This window comes from Paenibacillus amylolyticus (genome assembly GCF_003719335.1).
Classification (GTDB): Bacteria; Bacillota; Bacilli; order Paenibacillales; family Paenibacillaceae; genus Paenibacillus; species Paenibacillus amylolyticus_D.
Window position 1 is genome coordinate 55,849 of sequence record NZ_RIAS01000005.1, and the last position, 13,102, is coordinate 68,950.

At 43.9% G+C, this 13,102-nt stretch carries 11 protein-coding genes; 7 read left to right on the plus strand and 4 right to left on the minus strand.

Annotated features, from left to right (window positions below; all coding sequences use genetic code 11):
- Window positions 1-9 precede the first annotated feature (9 nt).
- The 4 genes from EC604_RS11005 (at window position 10) to EC604_RS11020 (ending at window position 5,678) form a co-directional block, all read left to right on the plus strand.
- Entirely contained in the window at window positions 10-2,433 is a 2,424-nt protein-coding gene (locus EC604_RS11005; protein WP_123064231.1) for a flavocytochrome c, read from the plus strand.
- Window positions 2,434-2,754: 321 nt separating this feature from the next.
- Entirely contained in the window at window positions 2,755-3,564 is an 810-nt protein-coding gene (locus EC604_RS11010) for an alpha/beta hydrolase (RefSeq protein ID WP_123064232.1), read from the plus strand.
- A gap of 48 nt (window positions 3,565-3,612) precedes the next feature.
- A complete protein-coding gene (locus tag EC604_RS11015) occupies window positions 3,613-4,134 on the plus strand; it encodes a MarR family winged helix-turn-helix transcriptional regulator (RefSeq protein WP_123064233.1) in 522 nt (173 codons plus the stop codon).
- A gap of 188 nt (window positions 4,135-4,322) precedes the next feature.
- Window positions 4,323-5,678: an FAD-binding oxidoreductase gene (locus EC604_RS11020; protein ID WP_123064234.1), complete on the plus strand. Its 1,356-nt coding sequence runs from the start codon at window positions 4,323-4,325 to the stop codon at window positions 5,676-5,678.
- Window positions 5,679-5,787: 109 nt separating this feature from the next.
- Here EC604_RS11020 and EC604_RS11025 read toward each other — a convergent pair whose 3' ends face one another.
- The 4 genes from EC604_RS11025 to EC604_RS11040 all read right to left on the minus strand — a co-directional run bounded on the left by EC604_RS11025 (window position 5,788) and on the right by EC604_RS11040 (window position 8,853).
- Window positions 5,788-7,188: a prolyl oligopeptidase family serine peptidase gene (locus EC604_RS11025; RefSeq protein ID WP_161556917.1), complete on the minus strand. Its 1,401-nt coding sequence runs from the start codon at window positions 7,186-7,188 to the stop codon at window positions 5,788-5,790.
- A gap of 159 nt (window positions 7,189-7,347) precedes the next feature.
- The gene (locus EC604_RS11030; RefSeq protein WP_123064236.1) at window positions 7,348-7,644 is read right to left on the minus strand and encodes a putative quinol monooxygenase; all 297 of its coding nucleotides are present in this window, start codon (window positions 7,642-7,644) and stop codon (window positions 7,348-7,350) included.
- 114 nt (window positions 7,645-7,758) lie between these two features.
- Window positions 7,759-8,409 (minus strand): nitroreductase family protein, encoded by a 651-nt coding sequence (locus tag EC604_RS11035; protein ID WP_123064237.1) that lies wholly within the window; start codon window positions 8,407-8,409, stop codon window positions 7,759-7,761.
- A 24-nt stretch (window positions 8,410-8,433) separates the two neighbouring features.
- Window positions 8,434-8,853, minus strand: a complete 420-nt coding sequence (locus EC604_RS11040; RefSeq protein WP_123064238.1) for a MarR family winged helix-turn-helix transcriptional regulator — start codon at window positions 8,851-8,853, stop codon at window positions 8,434-8,436.
- A gap of 428 nt (window positions 8,854-9,281) precedes the next feature.
- Here EC604_RS11040 and EC604_RS11045 point away from each other — a divergent pair, with 428 nt between their 5' ends.
- The 3 genes from EC604_RS11045 to EC604_RS11055 all read left to right on the plus strand — a co-directional run bounded on the left by EC604_RS11045 (window position 9,282) and on the right by EC604_RS11055 (window position 12,818).
- Window positions 9,282-10,883: an AraC family transcriptional regulator gene (locus EC604_RS11045; protein ID WP_123064239.1), complete on the plus strand. Its 1,602-nt coding sequence runs from the start codon at window positions 9,282-9,284 to the stop codon at window positions 10,881-10,883.
- A 108-nt stretch (window positions 10,884-10,991) separates the two neighbouring features.
- Window positions 10,992-11,975 (plus strand): ABC transporter substrate-binding protein, encoded by a 984-nt coding sequence (locus tag EC604_RS11050; protein WP_123064240.1) that lies wholly within the window; start codon window positions 10,992-10,994, stop codon window positions 11,973-11,975.
- Complete coding sequence (locus tag EC604_RS11055; protein WP_123064241.1) at window positions 11,976-12,818, plus strand: (2Fe-2S)-binding protein; 843 nt, start codon at window positions 11,976-11,978, stop codon at window positions 12,816-12,818. It begins immediately after the preceding gene.
- Window positions 12,819-13,102 lie beyond the last annotated feature (284 nt).

Consider the following 13,102-nt stretch of genomic DNA (forward strand, 5'->3'; position numbering starts at 1 on the left):
CTGACTACAATGAAAATCATAGCAATCGTGGGCACCAATGCAAAGAAATCGTATAATCGCAAGCTGCTTCAGTTCATGCAAAAACATTTCGAGTCCAGAGCAGCCATTGAAGTTCTCGATATTACCGATGTTCCGATGTTTAATCAATCCGATAACCAAACGAACAGTGCCATTATACAATCGTTTAATGAAAAAATTATCGCAAGTGATGGCGTTATCATTGCAACTCCAGAATATAATCATTCCATCCCTTCATCCCTTAAAAGTCTGCTCGAATGGCTCAGCTTTGAAATCCATCCGCTGGCAGGGAAGCCCGTTATGATTATTGGTGCGTCACAGGGAACGCAAGGTTCCTCTCGCGCACAGCTTCATCTTCGTCAAATTCTAGATGCACCGGGTGTTGAAGCGAACGTGATGCCAGGATACGAATTTTTGCTGGGCAGTGCACATAAAGCGTTTGATGAAGCAGGCAACCTGAACAATGAAGGCACGATTGATTTCCTGGAGGTTTGTTTCTTGCGGTTCCTCCGTTTTGCGAAAATATCCAATCAGCTCAACGAGGAAGAAGAGTTCACCTATAAACCAGGTGTGTATGAAGTCAATGCCATCGGTCACAGTGGGAATCTTCCAATGAAGGTATCCTTTAGTGAGAATCGGATTGAAAGCATCGACATCGATTCGAAAGGAGAAACCGAAGGCATCGCCGATGTTGTTTTTGTAAGAATCCCGAATAAAATTATCGAAGGACAGACACTTAATGTGGATGCGCTCTCCGGTGCTTCTGAAACGAGTAACGCGGTCATTAACGGTGTTGCCAAAGCGGTTAAGCTTGCCGGCGTGAATCCGGATATCCTGAAAAGACGTGCAAAACCTGCCAGCAGCCAGATGAGGGATGATGAGGAATATACTTGTGACGTGGTCGTTGTAGGGGGAGGCGGCGCGGGTTTAAGTGCTGCTGCAACAGCTTTACAACATGGAGCCAGTGCGATTGTGCTTGAGAAATATCCAGCTGTGGGGGGCAATACGATTCGTTCAGGTGGCCCTGTGAATGCCGCAGATCCGGTATGGCAACAGCAGTTTAACGAAAATCCAGGAGAAAGACAGACCATCGAAAATTTATTAAGTACGGATGAGAGCCTGATCCATCCCGAATATATAGATGATTTCCAAGCTCTAAAAGAAGAGTTTACAGCATATCAGGAAAAGTTCGGTACACAAAAGGCTTATTTATTCGACTCTCCGTTGCTTCACAGAATGCAAACCTATTTCGGGGGCAAACGAACGGACTTGAATGGCAATACGATCTACGGACAATATGATCTGGTCAAAGTACTTACGGACCGTGCCTTGGAAAGTGTGCAGTGGCTTGAAGATATCGGGGTCGAATATGATAAGAGCATCGTATTTGCTCCAGTGGGTGCCCTGTGGCGACGTGGTCATAAACCTGTCAAAAGTTATGGCTCAGCCTTTATCATCGCACTTAGCAAGTATGTAGAAGAAAATGGCGGACAAATTATTACAGATACTCCGGTTAAACAGTTAATCATCGAAGATGGAAAAATAGCAGGTGTTATTGCAACTGGAGTTAACGGACAGAAAATCACCGTTCATGCGAAAGCCGTTGTGCTTGCTAGTGGTGGGTTTGGTGCGAATACGCAGATGCTCAAGGAATATAACACGTACTGGAGCCACATCGATGATGATATCAAAACGACGAATTCCTATGCGATGACAGGGGATGGAATATCACTTGGCAAGAGCGCAGGAGCGGCATTAACAGGCATGGGTTTCACACAAATGATGCCTGTAGCCGATCCAGAGACTGGGGAACTATTCAGTGGACTGCAAGTACCACCTGAGAACTTTGTCATTGTTAACAAAAAAGGTGAGCGTTTTGTTAATGAATTTTCTGGACGGGATGTCTTGACTAAAGCGGCCATTGAACAGGGAAGTTTATTTTATCTAATCGCTGACGATGAGATCAAGAAAACCGCAGCGAATACCAGCCAAGAAAAGATAGATCGGCAGGTTGAAGCGGGTACTCTTTACAAAGCCGATACGATTGAAGAACTGGCAGTGAAAGTGGGTATGGACCCTCAGGTTCTCAGAACAACGATTGATAAGTATAACTCCTATGTGGATGCAGGGTTTGATCCCGAGTTCCACAAGGATACGTTTAGCTTAAAAGTGGAAAAAGCCCCATTTTACGCTACGCCTAGAAAACCTGCCGTTCACCATACGATGGGCGGGATCAAGATTGATACTCAAACCCGTGTATTGGATGAGAACGGTCAGCCGATTGCTCATCTGTACGCCGCCGGGGAAGTAGCAGGAGGGATACATGCAGGTAATCGTTTGGGCGGTAATGCCTTGACCGATATCTTCACATTTGGACGGATTGCCGGTAAAACGGCTGTTGAAGAAATAGAATGATGTTGAGAAACGGCAAAAAGAATTAAAGTCCTCATGCATATTGGATACAAATTTCATAATTTGAATAACCCGCTATACATGAGGATTTCAGCGTGTATAGCGGGTCTTTTTACGTTGAGAATAACTTCGTTACGACGGGAACATATAGCGTTGCAAGACAATATAAACTTGACGCGTGTAAAAGGGGAACTTCCACAAATTCAAAATGTAAGCGTTATAAAAATTTGTAGACACGTGCTGGGAAAGAGTGATATATTGTTTCTGTAAGAAACAATATTATTTATAACGAACATAAAAATAAGAAAAAGGATGGGATACACGATGAACAGCATCGAAACAACACTAAAATCCTTTGACGGAACACAGCTTTATTTCAGCAAAAATTCAGTTGAGGATGCGAAGGCAGCCGTAGTCATTGTACATGGATTGGCGGAGCATGCCAGCCGATATGATTATTTGACTGAGAAACTGAACGAGCGTGGATTCAACGTATATCGTTTCGACCATCGGGGTCATGCGAGATCGGAAGGACAGCGCACATTTTACAGTGATTTTCATCATTTGATCGATGATGTCAACGCTGTAGTAGAGGTGGCCTTGCAAGAAAGTGGAGATACCCCACTGTATATCATTGGACATAGTATGGGTGGCTTTGCTTCATCATCATTTGCAACGAAATATCCGGGAAAAGTAAAAGGCATCGTTTTGTCGGGAGCGCTTACTCGTTATAATACCAAGGTGGCTGGGGACCTGCCGATGGATCTGCCTGCAGGCACCTATTTCCCGAATGAACTTGGCAGCGGCGTATGCAGCGTTCCTGAAGTTGTATCCGCTTACGCGAGTGATCCACTGGTAGAAAAGCAGATTTCCGTAGATTTGTTTAACAGTCTGGGATATGGAGTAGAATGGCTGAAAGAACATGCAAAGCAATTCGTTGATCCGGTGCTTGTGTTACACGGAGCGAATGATGGACTGGTTAGCGAACAGGATTCCCGAGACTTTTACGGAGATATCGCTTCGACAGATAAAACACTGAAAATCTATGCACATCTCATGCATGAAATTTTTAACGAAACGGCGCGGGATGAAGTGATTGAAGAAGCGATCTCATGGATTGAAAAACGAATCTGATTTCAGTAGAGTAATAGAGAGAGAATTCGAAGACGAAAGGGATTACGCATGAAATTAGATTGGATGGGTGACCATCGGGAGCTTGTCGAGAAGATCATCAAGTACGGCAATGCTTACTCGAACACCTACAAGCTGCAACGAAGTTACGGAACAGATATGACGTTCTCTGCAGCCCAGATTCAGACGCTTGAATATATTCTGGAAGCAGAGGATCAGGAAGAGAAGATGTCCGAGATGGCCGCACGTTTGGGCGTTAGCCGTAGCACCTTTTCCAAAAATGTGAAAAATCTGACCGAAAAAGGACTGCTTGAAAAATATCATCTGAGTGGTAACCGCAAAGATATTTATGTCAAACCGTCTGCCAAAGGGCGGGAGGTATATACGAAGTACACCGCATTTGTTCGTGAGCTTTGTTTTGATGACATATTTAAGCTCGCAGATCAGATTACGGAAGCCGACAAAAAAAGCTTTATTCGTATCATGGATCTGTTCGCTGATGTACTCGTCTGGTACGGTGAAAAAGAACAAGAACCGCGCAAACTCATTAAAATCGAGCCATATAGCGACTAATTCACAATTACCTGAACGACAATTATGAAATGAAAGTAATCCCTTACAGCGCTCTATCCGCTTTAAGGGGATTTTTTTACTTACAGGACAGTCCGTAGCCCATTCCCTCCGCGTGTGTCGGTCATACAGTATAAAATGCCTAATGCAGCAATGCTGTATAACGATGCTAAACGCAGGGAGTGGGATGTGTGAAAACAAATATTAAAACAAAACTGACCGGACGTGTCATATTCAAAGGTGACCCAGGGTATGAAGCGGCACGTAAAAACTGGGACCCGCATACCGACAGGTACCCTAAAGTCTTCGTTTTTGCTCAAAAAACGAAAGATGTCTCCAACGCCATCAAATGGGCTCGCCAAAATAATGTACCCATCCGGCCGCGGAGTGGAAGACATGCGCTTGAGGTTAATCTGTCACAGGTGAATGGCGGGATTGTCATTGATGTTAGTGATCTGAACACCATCAAGCTGAACAAAAAGACAGGAACCGTGGTTGTGGGAGCAGGCAACCGTGTTGGGCGAATTGCACATACACTTGCACGTCAGGGGTTTATCGCTCCATTCGGGGATAGCCCAACCGTTGGTATAGGTGGTATTACACTTGGGGGAGGGATTGGGCCTCTTCAACGAACGATTGGTCTGATCAGTGATAATCTGCTGGAATTTGAGATGGTGGATGCAAACGGGAAAATCATTCGTGCGAACAAAAAATGCAATGCAGATCTGTTCTGGGCATCGCAAGGTGGCGGCGGAGGAAACTTCGGGGTCTACACCCGTTACAAATTCAAAGTACGCCGGGCGCCAGCCAGAGCGACAGTATATCGAATTACCTGGCCCTGGGCTCAGTTCGAGAAAGTGCTCAAAGTGTGGCAAAAGTGGGCGCCTTCCGTTGATACCAGGCTGGGGAGTGAACTGTCCATCGGGCCCAAAAAGGGTGGCAATGTCAGTATGGAAGGTTTGTTTCTGGGTTCTAAATCCGAGGCACTGCGTTTGTTAAAGCCAATGACCAGCACGGGCACACCTTCCCAGACGATCATACGTTCAGTGCCTTACACAGAGGCTGTTACTTTTCTTCTACCTCCAGATCCTGTACTTACTCAGAGATACAGTAATCAATTTTCCTCTGGATTTGGACGAAAGCCGTTTCCTGATCGGGCCATCAAATCGATGCGAGCGTTTCTGGAAAATGTGGAAGGAGAGTTCGCCGGATTCTTTTTCCTCAACTGGGGCGGAGCTGTCAGTCGTAAATCACCTACCTCCACAGCATTCTACTGGCGTAAAGCCAAGTTCTATGTGGAATGGAACAGTTCCTGGACGAAACCGTCTCAGGCGGCTAAAAATATTGCCATTGTGCGTAACACACGCCAAAAATTACAGCCTTACATCGTCGGTTCCTACATTAATGTACCGGATCAAGGCATCAAACGTTCAGGTCCGGTGTATTACGGGGCGAACTATGCGAGATTACGCAGAGTCAAAGCCAAGTACGATCCCCAAAATGTGTTCAACAACCCGCAAAGCATTCCTCCGGCACGTGGCCTGTAGTTATATAAAAGGAAGCGAGATCAATCAGAATGGTGTAATTGAAAAAATGAATATAATGGAAAAGGAGCCGCATGTTGCGGCTCCAGCGAAGTGCACATGCTCTGGCCTGTTACTTTTTCTGGTTAGCCAGCCACTCCATAAGCGTTACGGTTTTACCTTTGATTTTCACAGGTTTACCATTGAAGTCTTTGGCAATGTCATTGTTTAAAACAGGAATCCAGGACCAGTGCCCGTTGTACTCATATGGCGTGTTATCGCCGTTTCCTTTGGTGTATACTCCACTCATATCCAGCACATTATCAAAGTAGGAGTAATGAGCATTGTTGGCGCCCGCAGCAACCAGGCGCTTGTAGGTAGCTGTTGATGTTTTGGACGTATCCACCGTCTGATCCGCTCCTGCAGCCGTGAACCAGATCGGAATATTTTTCAGTTTGGCGATATCCTGTTTGGTCAACAAACGATCCTCGTAAGCTTCTGCGGAAGGATAAGCAGCTGCGAAGTAATCCGGGTTCGCAAGCAGCATATTCAGAGTCATAAATCCGCCATTGGAGCAACCGCCAATGTAGATTCGGTCTGTATCAATATCCGTTGCATGCTGTTTCACGTATTGCTTGATCAACGCGGTTAGCGGTTTCGTATACATACTCTTTCCGTCTTTGGTATATTGCCCGGTTCCATCATTCATCCAGAAGGTTGGAGTCTGGGGCACCAATACAGCGGCATCACCAAAATACTTCTGGATAGATTCATCGGCTAAAGCTGTCACTTTATTACCCAGCAGGGCAATTCTCGGATCAGTACCTCCTTCACCGGCACCATGAAGCCAAATGATCAACGGTTTTTTCTTGCTGGTTTCCGGCATATAGGAAGCGTACGTTAGATTAATCTGACCGAACTTGGAGTCGTTGTAACTGAATTTGCCGGATGTATCAAACACATCAACACCTTGTTCGATCATGGTATGCGGGGTGTCTGGTCTTGTGGTCATATGCTCAATGGCATTGCCCATGTTATCTTGAAGGGATTTTTGCTGAACAATCGTATATTGAAGGTCAACATACTTATTGGTAAATGACTGTAGATCAAACATAAACGGGCTTGTTGTCATTAGATCGGGATGGACTTTCATCTCTATCGTAATATATTGTCCTGTGGACAGGGAAGTTTTGTTGCCATCTTTGTCCGAAAGGTAAACTTTCTCAATCGTTCGGCTACTGCTGTCGGAGCCATCATACTTTTGCTGTGTTTGAAAATTTATCATTGGATAACTGCGTTCTGCAAAAACCTTGAATGTGTCTTTGGTCAGTGTATTTCCTTGAACGGTTATGCCTGTATCCAGAATGATCTTGTAAACACCAGGACCCCAGTCATAACCTTTGGTTACGAGGGAATAAGAGAGAGGAGAGCGTGAGTCGGCAGAATTGTTTGCGCTTACATTTGTAGATACGAGAAGAGTGGAAGTTAAAGCCAGAACCAGGAAACCTGAAAGCAGTCCTTTTTTCATCTTCATCAGCATATACCTCCGAATATATTATGTATGTCGCTTTTCTTATTGTACCATTTCAGGAGGAGCATAGGAAATATTGCACCATTTCCAGCTGTTTAACACGCAAAAGAACCGCTTGAAAATCACCTCTCGGTGAGATCCAAACGGTTCTTTTTATGTGTATTAGTGTTTAACTGCTTCGCCGGCAAACACTTCTACGTTCATTGGTGCAGCCATGAATGCCGCAGCTTGTTGAACAAACGCTTGGAAGTGAGCACTAGCGTTGTGGGCAGCGGTTGCTGGCTCATCTTTCCACAGCTCGATCATCGTGTAGCTTTGCTCACGTTCTGTGCTTTTCACTAGATCGTAGCTGATGTTGCCTTCTTCTTGACGTGTCGCAGCGATCAGTTCTTTGGCAGCAGCCAGGAAAGCTTCTTCTTGAGCGGCTTGTACTTGCAAATGTGCGTGAATGATAATCATAGTTGTGACCTCCAGAAAGTAGTTTGTATATATGAGTAAAAAATCAAGTGCTCCACTAATCCTTATTATTGAAGTCGTTTGAGCAACTTAAAAGCAAATGTTGTTTGAGCCTAATTATGCCCAAGTTGTGATTGTATCTACAGGCAGACGGTAAGATGGGTGACCTTCTTTGGCAGATTTACCGATCGAGATCAGCATAACCGGTTGATAACGGTCTTTATCCATGCCGAATGTTTCAGCGATTTGTGCTTTTTCGTATCCGCCAATTGGGTTTGTATCATAACCGTGAGCACGTGCAGCCAGCATCAATTGCATGGAAGCCAGACCAGCATCGATCAGGTTAACGTCACGCAGATCGGAAGCAGGCATATGGTCGTAGTAAGGTTTAACCACTTTCACTTGTTGTTCAGCGATTTCTTTAGGCATATATCCATGCTCTACCGCTTTACCGAAGATCTCTTCCAAGTACTCTCCATTCTTCATATCGATAAACACACCGATTACAGCGGCAGAAGTCAGCACTTGATTTTGGTTGAATTTAGCAAGTGGTGCGAGCTTTTCTTTGCCTTCAGGTGTATCAACAACAAGGAAGCGCCAAGGCTGCATGTTTACGGAAGATGGAGCACGGGAAGCTTCTGCTAAAATTTCAGTCATTTCTTCACGGCTGATTTTTACTTCTGGATCATACAATTTGACGGAACGACGACCGTACGTAATTTCGTTAAAATCATTTGTTTTTTGGAATTTGCTTTGTGTTGTAGACATGGGAATCTCTCCTCTATATATGGTTTAAAAATTGTTTTGCATACGTTCCAAGAAATCGGCCAGTGCCTGAATCTCATCTTCACTGAAACCATCCAGAATCTGATGAATATAATTGGTTTTCTCTGCTTTATATCCTTCAATCTGTTTGCGCCCATGATCCGTTAGACGAACAAAAGTTACCCGATTATCCTCAGGATTTTTGCGTCTTGTAACCATCTGATCCGCTTCAAGTTGTTTCAGGTGGCGTGTAATTGCTGCACTGTCGATGTTAATGATCTTCTGGAGCATGGATTGGTTGATCTCATCTACCTGATCCAGCTCGTGCAGAATTTCAAAGCGAGAGGAACTGATCCCGGTACAGCGTTCAAACTTGGGACTGATTTTGTTCCCCAGCACATTCAGCAGATTAATGATCTGCTCTTCTTTGGAAACCATACGTGTCATGACTAGACCTCCCGGGTGAATCCAATCAACAACGGCGTATGTTAACAAATAATTAAAGTTGCCAGTATACAATGCCATTGCTTCATGATTCTGTAGCTCTCTCAATCGTTGATGGATCAATAGTTGATACGTCAATCATTGATGGCTCAATTAATATAACATGTCATAGATAAGAATGCAACAGGTTGAAAAAAAGAAAAAATGGATTTTTTTTAAACTATCTTATCGTAGATATTCATAAAAAGGAGAGGTTAATAATATAGGTTGTCCCTAAAAGAATAATTTAACTCGGCATGAGTTTTATTGAGAATTATTATCATTCAAACTATAATGAAAATAAAAAAGTGTCGGCTTTTGCTAGTGAAACGGAAAAAACAAATTATTAATCTGGTGAGAAGCAGGACTTATCATAAGGAAAGGGAGTTATCATGGAAAGTAATGACTGGATTAAACGACTGGAGCAACTATATCTTTCGTCTGTTCACATCTGCCAATATGCTGGCACTCCAGGACAAGCCGAGCACAGGGTATGGAGAAGATTTGCCGTATGCAGAGTAATGGATGGCAGAGGGACTTTGACAATCGATAATGTAATGCATACGGTGTCCCGCGACGATTGGTTTATGCTTAGCCCAGGTATGCACGTGGAATTACAGACGGATATAGAAGCCCCGATCCGATATCAGCTCATCTTATTTTCCGGTGTTGGACTTGTTCGAACGCATAATGTATGGCGAACCGAGGCCTTTGATTTTCCCATTACGGGGAAGCTCAAACTTTCTTCCATTAGGCGAGATATTCAAGAAATGATGGATCGATTATTTTATAAAAATTTCACTGGAGCAGAATCGGAAAACATAGGCAAGAAATATCTTGTGCACCAGCTACTAATACAGTTGATGACTTATGTGCAACCCTTTGGTCAACCTCAGGCAGGAATGGATCTGGCCATAGATTATATGACACATCACTATACGAAGGAAATTCGAATACATGACATGGCCCGCCTGGCAGGACTTAGTGTGAATCATTTTATAAGATCATTCAAACGTCAATTTGGGATGACACCGATCGATTATATCCTGAAACTACGGATGAATAGGGCTAAACAGCTATTGTTTTCTACAGATAAAATCAAGATGATCGCGGAGCAGGTCGGATACAAGGACGAGCACTATTTCAGCCGGGTGTTTAAGAAAAATGAAGGTGTTGCTCCAGCTTTTTATATGAAAAATAAAGTTAGCCGTATTGCAACATTGTACTATGGGTTGGATGATGTTGTTCTAACACTCGGATTGAAACCTGTGTCTGCTTTATCTTATGTTCAGAGAGTAGCTCATCCTACCCTAATGCCTGCACATCAAGCCAATTCTTTTCAAGGACTTATTCTGGACAGTTCCGGTCAGAACTATGATAAGTTGAAGGGATTGCAGCCAGATTTAATCATTACGAGTGACCGTATGAAACCGAATGAATCCCTGCATCACATTGCTCCTACAGCTATCCTTAAACACACGAATCAAGTTGGCGAAAGTCTGCTGTATATGGCGGATATTATGGGACGTAAAGAACATGCTATTCGCTGGATTGAACAGCATGCGGATTTAAGCCATGTTCTTCAAAAGCGTATTCACTCCGAATGGGGAAGGCAGTCCGCTATGTTTATCCGCGTTTCCTCCCAATTTTATCGAATGTATGGATTGCATAATCAGACGGGTTCCTTGCTGTATGACGATATGGGATTACATATGCCAGAGGATTACCCAAGCGAACAGTGGGCTGTGGAGATGAACATCAATGATGTGCAGTTATACAACGCGGATCATCTATTTATTATGGTGGATCCGACAGAAGAAGCCCGTATTCAATTGCAACGTTTGCTGAAGTCTGATGAGTGGATGACATGCAAGGCTGTACTGGAAGGCCGTGTTTATGATGCAGGGGATATTTTCTTCCAAACGCTGGGTCCAACCGGACGTATAAGGGCTATGAAGTATGTAGCCAAGAAGCTTGGTGTTGCCTTAGGGTGATATTTTACACGTAAAGAGAGTGGAATAATCCATGGAAAGCTTGTTTGCTTTTCCCTACCATAATGATAATGATTATTATTATTAAGTAGAGAAGGGGAATTATAACGAATGCTAAGACAGAGAACAGCCTATATGATCTTTTTGTCCTTGCTCATGCTCGTTCTAGCAGCATGTGGCAAGACAACAACGGAAGGAACAGATGCAACATCTTCAAAACAGAATACGACGGCGGAAGAGAAGGGCACACAAACAGTCAACCACCTGAAGGGTACTTCGGTTGTACCCCAAAAAATAGAGCGTATGGTTGTGTTATCTGCCGCCTATATTGATCACATGCTTAGCATTGGAGAGAAACCTGCGGGTGTTAATGTAGAAGTACGTTACGGTGGAGATTACTTGCCCTATCTGGCAGATCAGCTTCAGGGTGTTCCAACGGTAGGTTCGGCAGATAGTCCCAACCTTGAAGCCATTGTTCAGATTGATCCCGATGTGATTGTAATTGAAAGTCGAACAGCTGAAAATTCATATGATCAGTTGGAGAAAATTGCTCCTACGATTGTATTGGGTGACGATTGGATGGACTACAAAGACGATACAACGTATTGGACTCAGGATTTGCTGACTATTGCTGGAATGTACAATAAGGTTGATCTGGCTAAAGAAAAGATTGCGGAAGTAGAGCAACAAGCCGATCAGCTTAAAGGTAAAATCGAACAATTGGATACGAAAAAATTGGCATATCTGAGAGTGAGGGAGAAGAACCTGCAAATTTATGCGGCCAAAGGTCACCCTACGAATACACTTTTGTATCATGATCTTGGGTTTGAACCTTCTGCTGTGACACCTGCTGACCAACGTGAGGATTTATCTATGGAGAAGATAGCAGATATCGATGCCAATTATGTTGTGCTTGAAGCTGACCCCAATGCCCAGGATTATTTAAGCAAGATGAAAGAAAGCGCACTTTGGAAAAACGTCCCGGCTGTTGGAGCTGATCAGGTCTATCAAACCGACTCCTTCTGGCTATTTAAAGGGTGGGGAGTTATAGGACGAAGCGAAATATTAAATGAAATTAAAGATATGATTCAATAGATGGTACTTTATTCAGGGAATGACCGTTCAGAGATGGTGGCTGTTTTGGAAACGTCTTTTGTGACGAGTATCCGTGGGGCCGATGAATCTTCCACCTATGCTTTTGCTGTCGGTGACTTGCTGCATGATGAGAAGAGAGACTTGATATTACACCAACAAGCCATACAACAGGGACTGGATCAAGACGGCACAGGAAGTGTGGCGGTAGGTACCCTTTTTGCCAAGCGATATTCGGTATGGGTTATGGCTGTAATCTCAGCTTGCAGTCTATATGATACTCTTCTGAATATCGAGGATGATGTTGTCCGATTTGAATTGAATGGCACGGGCGGCATGCGCTATGAGACTCGGTTGGAAAGAAGTCTAGATAATGGTTCAGGACTGGGGATTGGGGCAAATGTAGCTCCAACTAGTGAGGTTTTGGCTCAGCGCAGGACAGAAATTAGTATGCTACGGGATAGTTTACAGCTGCACTTGGGACGTATTTTCCAATCAGTTGCAGCGGCAACGGGAGCTAACCTGAGGGTTATGAATGCACTGGTTGCTCATAATGTGCAACAATTGCTTACGCGACTGATCGAAGATCAAGCGATATGGAAGACGGATAAGCGACTTCAGCTTATTAAGGATGATGTACAAGTATGGCTAGAGGAATCAACGAATAATTCATTTTTCACTCGGTTTCAACGCTTTGAACATCCGGAGTGGCAGGGGCCGCCGCTTCTGATCCGCAGGTATTGCTGTCTGGCGTATCAAGTGGGTAGCGGCAGTTCTGCCCACGGCTATTGTAACACCTGTCCAAAACTAGATTCAGAATCGCGACAGCGGATGCTTTTGAGGTAGTAGTCATTTCATACGAATACTAAAAACAGTTACAGTCGGTGTATTTCCCGAAGGTAGCTGTTTTTTGCTATGAGCTTAAGACTCGACGAATCCCTGTGAATTAGGCGGCTCACATAGCTAGTCTTAGACATAAAGTAAATGAATACAACATCGGTAGAAGGACTCTTCTGTAAGGAAGGAGGATTGTCTTGTGAGTAGCATACCTAAAAAGAAGAGAAAATTAAAATTATCTTTAACTGGAAAAACACGGCGAAAAGTTAAAAAGAAGTCAAAAACAAGGTTGA